Here is a 15344-nt window from a genome sequence, read left to right on the forward strand (position 1 = left end):
TGAAGGTAAAAGCAAGCTGTCAACAGCTTCAGCTGTTTTGTAAATTTATTCTTTTATGGCTAATACATCAAACCCACCCGCCTTCTCTCACCTGAATGAGCAGAACCAGCCGGCCATGGTAGACATCAGCGATAAGCACAGCACCATTCGTGTAGCCATTGCCGAGAGCAGGGTGTACCTGCCGGAAATTATACGCAAAGAATTTAAGGGGGGCGATATTAATACCCGCAAGGGCGCGGTGTTTCAAACCGCTGTAATTGCCGGTATTATGGCGGCTAAAAAAACGCCGGAGCTCATTCCTTTATGCCATACCCTGCTGCTTGACAACTGCAGCGTGGATATTCAGCTTGCAGATGAAGAAGCTGTAATACGCTGCACGGTAAAAACCACCGGCAAAACAGGCGTGGAAATGGAGGCGCTCACCGGCGCCAGCGTGGCCGCGCTTACCGTGTATGATATGTGCAAGGCCTTTACCCATGAAATGATCATCCGTCAAACGCGCCTGCTCAGCAAAACAGGCGGCAAACAGGATGTAACAGTTGCATAAAAACAGCACCATGACACCTCCCTTAAAAGGATTGATACTATGCGGCGGCTACAGCACCCGTATGCAGCAGGATAAAAGCCGTATTGCCTACCACGGCATACCGCAGTGGCAATACCTGCATGGCCTGTTAAGCAAGGTAGTGCCGGAAGTATATATTTCCTGCCGCCCTGACCAGCAGGAGATTTTTGCAGGCACTGCCCCATTAATCACCGACAGTGTTACTGCAGGCGGCCCTGCAGCGGGTTTGCTCAGCGCTTATGCCGCTTTCCCCAACACCGCATGGCTGGTGCTGGCCTGTGACCTGCCGCTGATCAGCGGGCAAAGCCTGGATTACCTGGCTGCACGCCGCGATCCGCAAAAAGCAGCAACTGCTTTTAACAGCCCTGTTAATCATTTACCAGAGCCGGTAATCGCCATCTGGGAGCCGAGGGGGCTGGCTGTACTGCAGCAAAGCGTGGCAGATGGCAGGCAATGCCCGCGTAAAGCCCTGCTGCAAACAGATATACTGGCGCTTGAAAATCCTTACGCAGCCGAGCAATTTAATGCCAATACCCCCGCGGAAATGGAAGAAGCAATGAGGAAGATTAGTTGATGTGCAGATGTGCGGATATGCAGATGTGCAGATGGATGGATGCGAGTAGATGTGCGGATGTGCGGATGGAAGGGCGTTTTGCTGCTATTGCACCCGCGTGTTTACACATGATGACAAAAATCAGCTGATACGGCGATAGCACATTTCACTGTCATCTGCACATTTGCATATCTGCACATCCGCACATCGTCACGGGTGTGCCGCTACCCACACTTCGCCATCTTCAAAAAATTCTTTTTTCCAGATAGGTACTGTTTCCTTTAATGTGTCAATAGCATACTGGCAGGCTTCAAAAGCAGCGGCCCGGTGAGGCGCGGCGGCAGCAATCACCACCACGGTATCGCCCGGTAATTTATTACCGCTTACATGTAAAATGGCTATTTTTTTAATGCCTATGACAGCACGGGTATGCTGCGCTATTTTTTCCAGTTCCAGCAGGGCCATAGGGGTATAACATTCAAAAAAAAGCTGGCGCACAGGTTTGCCTTTGGTAGCATTGCGCACGGCGCCTACAAACAGCGCCACGCCTCCGCAATCCGGCGTTTGCACAAAATCCAGCGCTTCCTGGGCTGTAATATGCTCTTTTATATCAATCCATACGTCCATATGCTAAATGTATTTCCGCTCATCCGCCGCTTACGGGCGGAATAACCGCTATTTCATCACCTGGCTGCAGGGCCGCATCGTCCGTTGCATATACCTTGTTCACCGCAATCATAACAGACCGCAGCTCACGCAGCCGCGGGTACTGCGTGTACAGGTGCTCGCGCAGGGCGGCCACACGGGCCAGCGGCGCATCTACCTGTATAAACGGCGCACCTGCAATATCCTTTGCTATGCCAAATAATAATATTTTCATGCCTGTTGCTTCAATAGCAGGCAACGCGGAATAACCGGCGTTACCTGCTGTGTGCAAATTATTGCATTAAAACTACAATATACCCTGCATAAAGCATTAATTTTGGATAGTTCCAATAATGCAAAGCCATGAAAATAAGGATCAGGGGTAACAGCATCCGTTACCGGCTGGATAAGCAGGACATTAACGCCCTGGAGCAAACCGGTAAGGTAGAAGAAGAAACCAGGATAGGCGCCGGCGCCCTGCACTTTTGCATAAAAGCCAAAGAGGCCGCCCAGGCAGCCATTAAGCTGGAGCCGCAGGCCGTACACCTTTCCCTGCCGCTTACACAGGTACAGCAATGGATCCAAACCGACCAGGTAGGCCTTGAACAGCAAATACCCAACCCGGACGGCTCTGTATTAAAAATACTGGTGGAAAAGGATTTCAAATGCCTTACCACCCGCGATGAAGATGACAGCCAGGCATTCGACAATCCCCTGGCCCAACATAACTGCTGATTACTTCATGCTTACAGATTCGCATAACAGGGTTATCAATTACGTAAGACTGGCCGTTACAGACCGCTGTAACCTGCGGTGCAGCTATTGCATGCCGGAGCATATGCAGTTCCTGCAGCGGAAAGCCCTGCTTTCCTATGAAGAAATATTGCGCCTGATGCGCCTGTTATCGGAACAGGGCATTAATAAAGTACGCATTACCGGCGGAGAGCCCTTTCTGCGGAAAGACCTGCTGCACCTGCTGGAGCAGCTGGTACAGATGCCCGGCATTGACCGCGTATCTATTACCACCAACGGCGTGCTTACCCGCTCCTATATCCCGGCCCTGCTGGACCTGGGCATCCGCCACATTAACCTGAGCCTGGACACGCTGCAGCACGAGAAATTCAAACGCATTACCTACCGCGATGAGTTTAATGCGGTAACAGACACCCTGCAAGCTCTGCTGGCGCATAACCTGAATGTGAAAATAAACACCGTGGTAATGGAAGGCGTGAATACCGATGAACTATTGGACTTTGCCGCCCTTACCAAAGACCACCCTGTATCTGTACGCTTTATAGAAGAAATGCCCTTTAACGGGCACGGTAAAACATTTTCCGGCATCCGCTGGAATTTTGAGCATATACTGAACACCTTACGCACCGTGTACCCCTTGCAAAAGATTCCCGATGCACCCCATACCACCGCTCTTAACTATCATATACCCGGCCACCAGGGCCATGTAGGCGTTATACCTGCCTACAGCCGTACCTTCTGCGGCAGCTGCAACCGCATCCGCATTACGCCTACCGGCGGCTTAAAAACCTGCCTGTATGGTAAAGACGATCTTAATGTGCGCGACCTGCTGCGCGACGGTGCGCCGGATGAATACCTGCTGCAATGCATACAGCAAACCATTCACCACCGTTTTGTAAATGGATTTGAAGCAGAAGCCGCTAATGAGAAAAAGGCCAGCATGTCAACGATAGGAGGGTAACCCCCAAATATTTATGATCATTTGGGATTGTAATCCCAAAATATTATGATTATTTGGGATTGTAATCCTAAAATATTATGATTTCGGGGAAAGTCCGGAGAAAACTTCCTGCTGGATCAGGCCTGATGCTTAATGCAGCAGCATTCTCACCCCTGCATACAATATCAGCACGGCGGTTACCCCTTCTACCCACCGGGGTTTCAGGATAGCGGCGCTGAAACGCGAGCCTATTTGCCCGCCAATGATCACTGACAATAACAAGGGCAATGCAAAATGCGGGTCCAGCACTATCTCATGTTTAGCCACCTGCCCTAACAGCCCTGCAATAGAATTCACCAGTATAAAAAAGCTGCTTAGCCCGGCAATGTTCTTGGCGGTATCAAAACGGCCCAGGCGTAAAATAGGCGCCAGGTAAATGCCGCCACCGATACCCGTCATACCGGAAAGCATGCCTATGAAGCCGCCGATAATGCCGTACCTGTAAATCTTCTTCGGGCTATCCGGCTGAGGGGTATAGGCTTTTTCCAGGAACAGCCGGTAACACATGAACAGGGCTGCGGTGGTTAATGCAATGCCCAGCAATAAAAAGAAAGTTTGCTGCTTTAACGGAAGATAGCTGCCTACAAATGCCATGGGTACGCTGGCAATACATATCCCCAGCGCCTTTTTAACAGGCAGGTGCCCGCTGCGGTAAAAATGGTATACCCCGCCTGCCACCACCACTACATTGCACAGCAGCGCAGTAGATTTCATAAGCTGGAAGTTTATACCAGCCAGGGCCATCAGCGCAAGGTAACTGGAGCCGCCTCCAAAACCTGCGGATGAATACAACAACGCAACCAGGAAAAATAACAGGCAAAGTTCTATACTCATAAACTAAATATGCAAATATGCAGATGTGCAAATAAGAATGCGCGGTGTGCAAATTTATAAATGTGATGTGCCAACAACAGGTGGTCAATTCATCTGCACATCTGCATATCCGCACATCGGCACATCAGTACTGCTCCATCTCCGCATCAATCTCCTGCGCCCAGGCGTGTATGCCGCCTTCTACATTGTACACGGTCTGAAAGCCGGCATCTGCCAGCTGCCTGGCTACCGCCAGGCTGCGCATGCCGTGGTGGCATATTACCGCCACCGGCACCTGCGGCTGCAGCTGCGGCAGCGCCTGTAGTACGCTGCGCATGGGAATATGCTGCGCCTGCGGAATAGCGCATACCTCCCATTCATCCGGTTCCCTTACATCCAGCAGCTGCAGCGGCGTACCTGCATCCAGCCATTGCCGCAGCTCCTGCACCTGCATGGGCTGCACAATGCCGGCAGCGCACAGGCCCTGCCCATAATCTGCCTGCAGCGCGGTAATGGAATGATTGCCCGGCACAGGCTTTACCTCAAAAATATGATGGGTATTATACAACGTATCAATGGTCAGCAGCTGGTTAGCCAGCGGCTCACCAATACCGCAGATCACCTTTACAGCTTCGTTGGCCTGGTAGCAGCCGATAAGGCCGGGCAGCACACCCAAAACGCCAATATCGCTGCAGCTCAGCATTTCACCGGCCTGCGGCGCTTCGGAAAACAGGCAACGGTAGGTGGCGCCGCCCCGGTAGTTGAACACACTCACCTGCCCTTCGTACTTATAAATAGCGCCGTAAATAAACGGCTTTTGCAATATTACGCAGGCGTCGTTCACCAGGTAACGGGTGCCGAAATTATCAGAGCAGTCTATCACCACATCATAAGGCGCTATTATTTCCAGCGCATTTTCCGGCGTTAAAAATGTATTGTGTGTAATAAAGGTAACCCCCGGGTTCAGCTGCTGCAGGCGCTGCACCGCTATCTGCAATTTAGGCTTCCCTTCATCCTGCGTGTAATAGAGCACCTGCCGCTGCAGGTTGGTAATGGAAACTTTATCCTGCTCCACAATACCCAGTTTTCCTATGCCCATTGCCGTTAGGTACTGCAATACAGGCACCCCTAAACCGCCTGCTCCTATTACCAGTGCGGCGCCCTTTCCCAGCAGCTCCTGCCCGGCTGCGCCAAAGCCTTCCAGTCTTAACTGGCGGTCATATCGTTGCATCTCACTGTTTTAATGTTATAAAGATACGATACAAACTACTATCCGTTACCGCACGTTCTGTCATAGTATGTTCATGAATGTAACGTATGCGGTTGTCCAGGTCGGGGTGGCTGCTTAGCCATTCAGAAGGCTGCATGCCGCCCTGCTGCTTCAATGTGTTAAACAGCCATTCAAACCCCCGCGGGTCAATTTGCCGGGCCTGCAGCAGCTCCAGGCCGTACAGGTCTGCCTGTTTTTCCAGGCGGCGGGAATAGTGCAGGCTTTTCAGGCTGTTGGCGTTTTCCGCTATTACCGCGCCTGCGCCGCTCATGTCGCCAAACAGCAGCGACATGAATACATAAGTGCCCATGCTGCGGAAAATGGTTTTGGTAGTATGCTTTAGCGCCACATGCGCATACTCGTGGGAAAGCAGGGCCGCCAGCTCCTCATAATGCCGCATTTCTTTCAGCAGCTGATCGTATACAATAATATGCCCGCCGGGCAGTGCAAAGGCATTGGCCTCTTTTCCCCGCACCACTGTAATTTGCACCGTGTAGCGGGAGGGAATTTGCAGCTGCCGGAAAAAGGCGTTCACCTGCCGGCTGGCAGCAGTATCTGCATGGTATTGCTGCATCAGCGCGTCATAGCTGCTTTGCCCGAGCCTTTCCTCATAGCTTACGGGCAAATTATTGGCAATGCGCGCCGCCACAAACGGAATGAACCAAAAATACACCAGCGCAATAATGCCAACCACTGCCAGGAAAACCATACCCGCAATAGTGCGGCCTCTCCTGGCAAAAAAGCGCTGTCCCTTTTTATGCTGCAGGTAGTATTGCACGGCATCTGCAAACGTAAGGGAGGCAACCGTAATGCGCTGCAAAGGGTAGCCGGGGTATTCCAGCGTATCGGGCGCCGGGTGCTTTACCTGGTCCCAGAACCAGTACAGCTGCCGCAGCGTTCCCTGCGCATCCTTTATTTCAATGATAATTTGTTTAGGCGCTAACGTTATGGCCGCATCTGTGCTGCTGTTTGTTTGCCCGTTGTAATATTTACCGATGTAGGTTTGCATCTTTAAAAATATTAGCGCCTTCCCATGCCCCGCGGCGGGTTATGTTATTTAACGTACCTGGTCATTAGTACCAGGTCTGCATAGGTGCCGTCCGGCTGGTAAATGCCGCGGGGCTGCCGCCCGTGTTCTGTAAAGCCAAAGTTGCGGTACAGCTGTATGGCCCTTTCATTGGTGGCCATTACACTGAAATAGAGCACCGTAATTTCCGGGTGATGGGCAGCCCAGCGCATTACAGCCGTCATTAACCGCCGGCCTATACCCATGTTCCAGTAGGCATGCTTTATTGCTATGCCAAACTCGCCCAGGTGCCGCTGCTTATAAAAGGAAGATTGCCGTACGGTCACCGATCCCACTATCTCGCCTCCTGTTTCTGCCAGCAGCAGCAGGTGGCGGCTGTTATCGCCAAAAGAGCGGATGAAGGCCTGTTCCGACTCCACGGTCATAGCCTGGGCCTCTACAGCCGTATACAGCAGAAAATCCGTTTCCTTTGTCATTTGGCGAAAACAGGCCAGCAGCGCAGGTGCATCTTCTGTTGTGGCAGGCCGTATCACCAGCTCCTGCCCGTTAGGTAAATAGTGCTGCATGCTGTAAAATATCAAAAAAAATTTACCGGACCCGCGGGAAAATGAGCTTGCTGACAAACCGCTTTTGAGCCGTACAACAAACAAAGGCGGGCTGTAAATAATTACCTTTGGGTACAATTACAAGTATTATGGCCGCTACCGCTTCTACCCATCCGCGCTTAATATACTCCTGCTATGCGCACCGCACCCGGGAAAACGAGTCGTTTGTTGCCGAGCATGTGATGACGCATGTACTGGCCGGCGCCATGACCTTCCGCACCTCCGGGGCGCCTATGGTATGCGAAGAAGGAGATACGGTGCTGATAAAAAGGAACCAGCTTACCAAAGTAATGAAACGCCCGCCTGAGAACGGCGAGTTCCGTTCCATAAGCATATTCTTTGACCAGGACACCCTGCGTAATTTTAGCATGGAATACAATACCACAGCCGGTCAGCCCTATGAAGGAACCTCCATTGTTAAGCTGCCAACCGATACGCTCACCAATACCTACATGGCTTCTATTGTGCCCTACCTGCATGCCGAAGGCATTAACACCGACATGCTGGCCGGGCTGAAAGCCAAAGAAGCCATTCTGCTGCTGCTGCGCCTTGATCCGCAGCTTAAAAACCTGCTGTTTGACTTTAGCGAGCCGGGTAAAATAGACCTGGAGGCTTATATGAACAAACATTTCAACTTTAACGTGGAAATGAAGCGCTTTGCTTACCTCACCGGCCGCAGCCTGGCTACCTTTAAAAGAGATTTTGAAAAGATATTCCATACTTCGCCCAACCGCTGGCTGCAGCAGAAGCGGTTAAACGAAGCCTATTACCTCATCAGGGAAAAAGGTAAAAAACCATCGGAAGTGTACCTGGAAGTAGGCTTTGAGGACTTCTCCCATTTCTCATATGCCTTCAAAAAAGCATTCGGCACACCGCCCTCCTTAGTATAGTCTTGTACGTTAGCTGATTTTTTCCGTGCCAAAATAGGATTGTAATACCGGCGGAATATTTATACCGTCTGCCGCCTGGTTATTTTCCAGTATGCAGGCCAGTATGCGCGGCAACGCCAGGGAGCTGCCATTCAGCGTATGCACCAGCTGCGGTTTGCCGCCGCTGTCTTTGAAGCGTATTTTCATACGGTTGGCCTGGTATGCTTCAAAGTTAGATACAGAGCTTACCTCCAGCCATTTTTGCTGCGCTGCGCTGTACACCTCAAAGTCATAGGTAAGGGCAGATGTAAAGCCCATATCGCCCCCGCACAATCTTAAAATGCGGTAGGGCAGCTGTAAGGACTGTACCAGCCCTTCTACATGCGCTACCATTTCTTCCAGCACATCGTAAGATTTTTCAGGGTGCACCAGCTGCACCACTTCTACCTTATCAAACTGGTGCACGCGGTTCAGGCCGCGCACATCTTTACCGTAAGAGCCGGCCTCCCTGCGGAAGCAGGGCGTGTAAGCCGTCATTTTAACGGGCAGGTCGCTGTCTTTTAAAATCTCGTCGCGGTAAATATTGGTTACCGGCACTTCCGCGGTAGGTATCAGGTACAGCTTGTCCTCACTTACAAAATACATTTGCCCTTCCTTATCCGGCAGCTGGCCGGTGCCATAGGCGGTATCTGCATTTACCAGGTGGGGCGGCAGGTATTCCGTATAGCCCTTACCGATATTGTAGTCGAGAAAGTACTGTATCAGCGCGCGCTGTAAACGGGCGCCTTTATTCTTATATACGGGGAAACCGCTGCCGGTAATTTTGTTGCCCAGCTCAAAATCTATCAGGTCGTATTTTTTCGCCAGGTCCCAGTGCGGCAGGGCATCTGCTGCAAGGGTGGGTTTGCTGCCGCCGGTGCGTACTTCTACATTTTCCTCCGGCGTTTTGCCCGGCGGTACTGCCGCTGCCGGCAGGTTGGGCAGCTTAATAAGCGTATCGTGCAGCAGCTTTTCCGTTGCATTCAGCTGCTCGGTAAGCGGTTGCTGCTGTTGTTTAAGATCAGCCACCATGGTCTTGCGCTGCTCCGCTTCCTCTTTTTGCCCGCTCTTCATCAGCTTCCCGATCTCTTCGGAAGCAATCCTGATCTTAGCCTGCGTTTCATCATAGGCCAGGGTTAACTGTTTGCGCTTGTCATCCAGCGCCAGCACCTCATCAACCAAACCCAGCTCCTTAAACTGTTTGAGGGCCAGCCGCTCCAATACTAATTCCTTATTTTGACGAATGAACGGAACCTGTAACATTTTTATATCAGTATAAATTTTGGTAAAGATAGATAAATCGGCTAACTCAGGTACTTGCCCACAATAGGTACGCGGCGGCCCACACCAAAGGCTTTGGACGATACGCGGATGATGGGGCAAAACTGGTTGCGCTTGTATTCATTGGTGTTCACCAGCTTCAGCGTACGGTTTACCAGCGCTTTATCAAAGCCCTGCGCAATAATTTCACGGGGACCCTGCCGGCGCTCAATGTACTGGTACAGCACCCGGTCCAGTATGCTGTAATCGGGCAGGCTGTCGGTATCTTTCTGGTTGGGCCGCAGCTCTGCGGAAGGCGCTTTTTCAATAATGTTAGCCGGTATTATTTCCTTATCCCGGTTAATGTAACGCGCCAGCGCATATACCTGCATCTTGTAGGTATCGCCCAATACGGAAAGGCCGCCCGCCATATCGCCGTACAATGTGCCGTAACCGGTGCTCAGCTCACTTTTATTGGAAGTGTTCAGTAAAATATAGCCGAACTTGTTAGCCAGCGCCATCAGCAGGTTGCCCCGTATGCGCGACTGCATATTTTCCTCTGCCAGGCCAAAGGGCAGCCCTTTAAACTGCGGCTCCAGCGTGCTTAAAAAGCTTTCGTAAATATTGTTGATGCGGATCACGTTATACGGGTTGCCCAGGTTTTGCGACAGGGCCACCGCATCGTCCACCGAATGTTCTGTTGAGTAAGGCGACGGCATCAGGACGGCCCGCACATTATCTTTCCCCAGCGCATCGCAGGCAATGGCCAGGGTAACCGCGCTGTCTATACCGCCGGATGAGCCCAGGATGGCTTTGGTAAAGCCCATTTTGCCGAAGTAATCCCGGATGCCCAGCACCAGCGCCTGGTAAATACGGTCAATGTTATAATCAAACACCAGCTCCTTTATGGGCGTATGCTTTACCACCGGCGACGGGCGGGATGACTGCAGCAGCTCATCCAGCTCCAGCATATAGCTGGCTTCCTCAAAATAAGACAGCTCCTTTACAATGTTGCCCTGCGCGTCAAACACCAGCGAGCCGCCATCGAACACGATCTCCGTTTGCGAGCCTACCGTGCAGCTGTACAGCATAGGCAGCTTGTACTTGAGCACATTGGCGCGTATGATTTCCTTGCGGTCCTGGTCATGGTCATAATCAAAAGGACTGGCCGAAATGTTGATCATCACATCGGGCTGCTGCTGTATCAGCACGTCCATAGGGCAAACACGGTACAGCGGGTTATCGCCCAGGTTCCATATATCTTCACAAATGGTAACTGCCAGCTTTTTACCTTTAAACGGTATTACATTCCATTCATAGGCAGGCTCGAAATAACGGTATTCGTCAAACACATCGTAGGTAGGCAGCAGTGTTTTATGCACCACCTGCTTTACCTCTCCCTCATGCAGGAACCAGGCGGCATTAAACAGGTCTTTCCCTTCTGTTTGCGGGTTACGGCAGGGGGCGCCTACTATTACGGCTATACGGTGGGTATAGGTTTTAATCGTATCTATGGCAGCGTAGCACTTGTTAATAAAATCCTCAAACTCCAGGAAATCGCGGGGCGGGTAGCCGCACACGCACAGCTCTGAAAATACAACCAGGTCTGCTTCCCGGGCTATGGCATCCTGTATGCCGCTGATGATCTTTTCCGTATTCAGCTCAAAATTACCGATGTGGTAATTCTGCTGCGCCATTACTATCTTCATAATACTGTTTTTAAAAATACATGCCCAGCCGTAATGCAAAGCTGTTCATATTCACCTTGCCATCATTCCACCTGCCGTTACGCGTTACATCCACAAACCCGTTCTGGAAGCTGAGGCCAACCAGGGCCGAAAGCCTTTCGCCCAACGGGTATTCAATACCGGCCCCTAAAAGCATGCCTGCATTAATTGGGGTGAGGTTACGCAGTACATTTTCCTTTTCATAGCGCTGGTCCAGGCTGATTACATCGGCCCGGCCGCGGATGGGAAATCCCAGGTAGGTGCCAAACTGCCCCCAGAAAGCAATGCCGTTATAGGCCGTGGTTTTCAGCTTCAGGGTAGCCGGTATTTCAATGTGCTGCAGCTTCATTTCATATTCCGCGGGGTTGGCGCGGAACTGCTCCAGTCCCTTGCCGGCATCGTATTTCACCGTGCTGCCGCCCATGCTTATCTGCAGGCCGGTAGCAAAGGCATAGTTGCCCTCATCATTCAGTAAAAAATCCACCATCAGCCCATAGCTCAGGCCCAGGCGGGCGCTGGTGCGGTTGGCCCCCGCATCCTGCGGTTTCAGTACAGATATAATGGGGTCTACCTTAAAGCCCAGGCGCACCCTTTCCATTGAAAACCGGCGCTGCGCCTGCGTGTTCAGGCCAATTACCAGTAATAACAAGGTCCAAATGCTATGCTTCATATAACTTTTTCTTTTCTTTAATATATTTATGCCTTCAGATTTACGTTTTAGATGGCAAACACCCTTTTCCGGTTTAACACCGGGCGCTAAATCTACAACCGCAAATTAAAACGATGCAAAGGTACATTAATAAAATTTCGTGTTTATGCGTTCCGGCTTTGTGCATGCTGGTAATACTTTCTGCCTGCTCCTCCCGCAAGAAGGCGCCGGATGTAAGTCATATACCGGTTACCGTTAGCATTGACCGGTTTGATGAGGACCTGATCCGGGTAGATACTAACCAGGTAGCGGCCGGCCTGGAGCAGCTGTACCACCGCTATCCCGTGTTCCTGCCTGCCTATGTGCAGCATATTATGCAGTTTGGGGCTTTTGCCGACAGCAGCCGCCAGATACCCCTGCAAATGCGCCTGCTGCTTACCAATAAAGATTTCCGTTACCTGCAAAATGCCGTACAGGAAAAGTTTCCCGACCTGCGCTGGCTGGAAAAAGACCTTGCGCAGGGCTTCCGCTACCTGAAATATTATTTTCCCCGGTACAAGGCGCCTCATGTGGTAACATTTATTTCCGCCATCGGCAACTATGGCGCCGTAACCGTAGACACCCTGCTGGGCATTGGCCTGGATATGTACATGGGCAACGATTTCCCTATTTACGCCAACCTGCCCGATTACCCTGCCTACATGGTACGGCGCTTTTCCAGGGAATATATTACCACCAACAGCATGCAGGCCATTGCGCAGGAAATGTTCCCCCAGCCCGGCAGCGGCGCCAAGCTGGTAGAGCAGCTGGTGGCCGCCGGCAAACAGCAGTATTTCCTGGAGCAGGTGCTGCCTGAAACGCCCGATACTATCAGAACGGGGTATACGAAAGCGCAGCTGGACTGGTGCAATGAAAATGAGCAGATGATATGGCAGTACTTTATACAAAATGAGCTGCTGTATAAAACAGACTGGCAGCAGTCTATGCACTTCATTGGCGACGGCCCCTCTACCCAGGGCATGCCCGAAGGTTCGCCCGGCCGCATCGGCTATTTCGTTGGCCGCCGGATTGTGGCAAAGTATATGGATCGCCACCCGGAAGTAACCCTGCAGCAACTAATGGAAAATAAGGATCTGTTGGGAATATTCAATGAGTCGAAGTACAGGCCGAGGTAAGTCAATTACGGATTAGTTCAGCTTGAAAGGCACTACCATCTGGAACTCCGGTATCTTTACCTCAAACAGCTTTTTGTTCAGCTGGTTTTCCATCTGGTAAGTACCGTACATTTTGCCTATTTCGGTGCGGAGGTTGGAGCCGGACACATACTGGTAGCTTTCCGAAGGGGCCAGCAGCGGCTGAACGCCTACTACGCCCTCCCCCTCTACTTCACGGTGGGTGCCGTTGGAGTCAATAATGTACCAGTGCCGGCGCAGGAGCTTGATGGGAAAGGTATTGTTGTTTTCAATGGTAATACGGTAAGCAAACATGTACTCACTTCCAACAGGATTGGAATAATCAGGCTGGTAGAACGTTTCCACGCTGATTGTGATACCTTCTGTTACCTTTTTTACCATAAAAAACCTTCTCCTTTTACGTAAAAATAAGGAAAATAAATCCAGCAGGGAGAAATTTTATGCGTTATTTCAGCCCACTTTAACCACTTTTTAACAACGATTATAGCAGGCAGTTACCCGCCTGCAGCCTGGCCACAGGCGGGTATAAGCTATACAATTTCAATCCCTTTCAGCATGCTGGTGTCGGCTTCCGCCTCCCGGGCCGCCACTTCAAAACGATTACGGTAGTAGCCGTGGCGCCAGCATTCCAGCAGGTACAGCCACAGGAAACGCCACAAACCATAGGCGCGGTACTGCCGCACATGGCACACTTCATGCCGCACCCAGCCAACATCGGCCAGAAAGGCCTGCCGGTTTACCCCATGCAGGTAAATGGTACGCCCTACCACCATTGCCAGCCGCGGGCTGTTCATTTTACGCGCGGCCCGCCGGGCCAGCCAGGAATGCTCTTTTATACGACAGGTTATTTTTTCCAATCCCTTTTACCAAATAGCGAAAATCTGCGTGAAATATTAAAGCCCCAACGGAACTGGCCCTGCAGCCACGACGATTTTGTTTCGCCAATGAACTGGTTTTCCAGTATAGCCGTTGAGTTGGTAAAGTTAACGCTAAACACGTGACCGCCGGTTTCTATTTCCAGGCCAACTCCTAACGGGTTGTAGAACTTAACCCCCTGGGATTTGTAATAATCCTTGCTGGACTGGCTGCGGAAAGGATAATAGTATTCCGCAATAAATGCCAGCCGGCGCGATAGCTTAATACGGCCGCTGCCACCCAGGGCAAACAGGTTGTTCATGTCCATATATCCTACCCGGTTACGGTGCACATACGTGGGCGAAAGGGTGAACGATACCAGGTCGGCAAACTTGCGGGCAATAATCACCTGCCCTACGTAGGTCATACGGTCGGTAAACTGGTCAAAATGGCTGGCCGATTCAGGATTGTCGTTAGAGGTCATGGTGCTTACCGTGGCATTGCCGAACAGGGTTACGGAAACCGGTATATGATCATCTGTAGTTTGGCGCAGCAAGTGGTATTTGGCCAGGCCCTCAAATATTTGCGACAGGTCGCCGGAGCCTTTGGCCCGGCTGATACCTGCCATCAGGTCGTCTGTGATGCCGTATTCAAAAGCAATGCGTATATCTGTTGAGTTATCCAGGCCAAAAGCTGTTTTGCCGCCGCCAAAAGAGCCGCCGGCATCGCCAAAGCGGTGCGCTACCCTGAAGTCCAGCTCATGCTTTTTCAGCGTTTCATTGGAATGGCCCATAATAATGCGGGTAGACTTAAACGTGCCTATCACCGGCTGGTGGGCAGTGCTGGAGTCTGTGAACATTTTGCTCAGGTCGTCCTGCGCATGGCATACCATGGTAAAGCTGCAGCAGGCCAGTATTAGCGGTAAAATTCTCATAGTATAAAATGTGTGATGATTGTTTTTATTTAGCCGCCGTAACATAGGTGGCGTTTACGGTTACTTCTACTACTTCTGCAATGTTTTTGATCACCAGCGTGGGTATCTTTATCTTGTGATCCTCCAGGCGTACATTGAATTTAGACAGGGTGGTGAGCTTGCCATTCTGCACCGTAATGGTGCCTTTTTCCTTATAGGCCTTATCAACCCCGTGTATGGATAAAATGCCTTCCACGGTAACATCATACGTACCGTCTTTGCTCAGGTCTACCGGGTTGGAAAACTTCCCTTTGAACTCGGCATACGGGTATTTTTCCGTTTCCAGGTAATTCTCGTTAAAGTGCTCTTCCATCAGCTTTTTCCTGAACTTAAAAGTGTTTACCGGCACTTTAAAATACACGGCGCCTGTTTTAATGTTAATGGCAGATACTGCTTTGTCTGTTTTAGCCTCAATGTCTTCCATGGGCGCAGACGAAAAAAAAGACAGGTTCGCATTCCGGCAGGAGTAAATGTCCTGCGCATACACATGCACTGTTCCCAACAGAACAGCTATTGCTAAAAAAAGTCGTTTCACCTTGATACAATTT

The 15344-nt window shown here is 51.0% G+C and carries 19 protein-coding genes; 6 read left to right on the forward strand and 13 right to left on the reverse strand.

The window, feature by feature from the left end:
* The first annotated feature begins 55 nt into the window (after window positions 1–55).
* On the forward strand, window positions 56–547 hold the full coding sequence (gene moaC / locus VFS25_RS10675) for a cyclic pyranopterin monophosphate synthase MoaC (protein WP_326462125.1): 492 nt from the start codon (window positions 56–58) through the stop codon (window positions 545–547).
* 10 nt (window positions 548–557) lie between these two features.
* Window positions 558–1139 (forward strand): NTP transferase domain-containing protein, encoded by a 582-nt coding sequence (locus VFS25_RS10680; protein WP_326462126.1) that lies wholly within the window; start codon window positions 558–560, stop codon window positions 1137–1139.
* A gap of 189 nt (window positions 1140–1328) precedes the next feature.
* Here the strand turns inward: VFS25_RS10680 and VFS25_RS10685 are convergent, their stop codons facing one another.
* Window positions 1329–1745 (reverse strand): molybdenum cofactor biosynthesis protein MoaE, encoded by a 417-nt coding sequence (locus tag VFS25_RS10685; protein ID WP_326462127.1) that lies wholly within the window; start codon window positions 1743–1745, stop codon window positions 1329–1331.
* A gap of 19 nt (window positions 1746–1764) precedes the next feature.
* Window positions 1765–2055 (reverse strand): molybdopterin converting factor subunit 1, encoded by a 291-nt coding sequence (gene moaD / locus VFS25_RS10690; protein ID WP_326462128.1) that lies wholly within the window; start codon window positions 2053–2055, stop codon window positions 1765–1767.
* 71 nt (window positions 2056–2126) lie between these two features.
* Between moaD and VFS25_RS10695 the strand changes: the two genes are divergently transcribed.
* Window positions 2127–2498: a DUF7009 family protein gene (locus tag VFS25_RS10695; protein WP_326462129.1), complete on the forward strand. Its 372-nt coding sequence runs from the start codon at window positions 2127–2129 to the stop codon at window positions 2496–2498.
* Between the two features lie 7 nt (window positions 2499–2505).
* Window positions 2506–3477, forward strand: coding sequence for a GTP 3',8-cyclase MoaA (gene moaA / locus VFS25_RS10700; RefSeq protein ID WP_326462130.1), 972 nt, complete (start codon window positions 2506–2508; stop codon window positions 3475–3477).
* Between the two features lie 129 nt (window positions 3478–3606).
* Here the strand turns inward: moaA and VFS25_RS10705 are convergent, their stop codons facing one another.
* The 4 genes from VFS25_RS10705 to VFS25_RS10720 all read right to left on the reverse strand — a co-directional run bounded on the left by VFS25_RS10705 (window position 3607) and on the right by VFS25_RS10720 (window position 7192).
* Window positions 3607–4350, reverse strand: coding sequence for a sulfite exporter TauE/SafE family protein (locus VFS25_RS10705; RefSeq protein ID WP_326462131.1), 744 nt, complete (start codon window positions 4348–4350; stop codon window positions 3607–3609).
* Window positions 4351–4474: 124 nt separating this feature from the next.
* Window positions 4475–5560 (reverse strand): HesA/MoeB/ThiF family protein, encoded by a 1086-nt coding sequence (locus VFS25_RS10710; RefSeq protein WP_326462132.1) that lies wholly within the window; start codon window positions 5558–5560, stop codon window positions 4475–4477.
* 1 nt (window position 5561) lies between these two features.
* Window positions 5562–6608, reverse strand: a complete 1047-nt coding sequence (locus VFS25_RS10715) for a M48 family metallopeptidase (protein WP_326462133.1) — start codon at window positions 6606–6608, stop codon at window positions 5562–5564.
* 44 nt (window positions 6609–6652) lie between these two features.
* Window positions 6653–7192: a GNAT family protein gene (locus VFS25_RS10720; protein ID WP_326462134.1), complete on the reverse strand. Its 540-nt coding sequence runs from the start codon at window positions 7190–7192 to the stop codon at window positions 6653–6655.
* Between the two features lie 107 nt (window positions 7193–7299).
* Here VFS25_RS10720 and VFS25_RS10725 point away from each other — a divergent pair, with 107 nt between their 5' ends.
* Window positions 7300–8121 carry an AraC family transcriptional regulator gene (locus VFS25_RS10725; protein WP_326462135.1) on the forward strand — a complete coding sequence of 274 codons (822 nt, stop codon included), beginning with the start codon at window positions 7300–7302 and terminating at the stop codon, window positions 8119–8121.
* 9 nt (window positions 8122–8130) lie between these two features.
* On the opposite strand, the gene serS is transcribed toward VFS25_RS10725, so the two are convergent.
* From serS to VFS25_RS10740, 3 genes are read right to left on the reverse strand one after another with little or no spacing between them, the layout of a single operon-like run.
* Entirely contained in the window at window positions 8131–9402 is a 1272-nt protein-coding gene (gene serS / locus VFS25_RS10730; protein WP_326462136.1) for a serine--tRNA ligase, read from the reverse strand.
* A 41-nt stretch (window positions 9403–9443) separates the two neighbouring features.
* A complete protein-coding gene (locus VFS25_RS10735; protein ID WP_326462137.1) occupies window positions 9444–11108 on the reverse strand; it encodes an NAD+ synthase in 1665 nt (554 codons plus the stop codon).
* Window positions 11109–11118: 10 nt separating this feature from the next.
* Window positions 11119–11796: a porin family protein gene (locus VFS25_RS10740; RefSeq protein ID WP_326462138.1), complete on the reverse strand. Its 678-nt coding sequence runs from the start codon at window positions 11794–11796 to the stop codon at window positions 11119–11121.
* Window positions 11797–11960: 164 nt separating this feature from the next.
* Between VFS25_RS10740 and VFS25_RS10745 the strand changes: the two genes are divergently transcribed.
* Window positions 11961–12950: a hypothetical protein gene (locus VFS25_RS10745; RefSeq protein WP_326462139.1), complete on the forward strand. Its 990-nt coding sequence runs from the start codon at window positions 11961–11963 to the stop codon at window positions 12948–12950.
* A 12-nt stretch (window positions 12951–12962) separates the two neighbouring features.
* Here VFS25_RS10745 and apaG read toward each other — a convergent pair whose 3' ends face one another.
* The 4 genes from apaG to VFS25_RS10765 all read right to left on the reverse strand — a co-directional run bounded on the left by apaG (window position 12963) and on the right by VFS25_RS10765 (window position 15331).
* Window positions 12963–13349: a Co2+/Mg2+ efflux protein ApaG gene (apaG, locus tag VFS25_RS10750; protein WP_089906493.1), complete on the reverse strand. Its 387-nt coding sequence runs from the start codon at window positions 13347–13349 to the stop codon at window positions 12963–12965.
* 149 nt (window positions 13350–13498) lie between these two features.
* On the reverse strand, window positions 13499–13825 hold the full coding sequence (locus VFS25_RS10755; protein WP_326462140.1) for a DUF4157 domain-containing protein: 327 nt from the start codon (window positions 13823–13825) through the stop codon (window positions 13499–13501).
* Entirely contained in the window at window positions 13813–14757 is a 945-nt protein-coding gene (locus VFS25_RS10760; RefSeq protein ID WP_326462141.1) for a DUF5777 family beta-barrel protein, read from the reverse strand. The genes VFS25_RS10755 and VFS25_RS10760 overlap by 13 nt, the downstream gene beginning before the upstream one ends.
* A gap of 25 nt (window positions 14758–14782) precedes the next feature.
* On the reverse strand, window positions 14783–15331 hold the full coding sequence (locus VFS25_RS10765) for a YceI family protein (protein WP_326462142.1): 549 nt from the start codon (window positions 15329–15331) through the stop codon (window positions 14783–14785).
* Between the last annotated feature and the right edge of the window lie 13 nt (window positions 15332–15344).

This window comes from Chitinophaga sp., assembly GCF_035761305.1.
Classification (GTDB): domain Bacteria; phylum Bacteroidota; class Bacteroidia; order Chitinophagales; family Chitinophagaceae; genus Chitinophaga.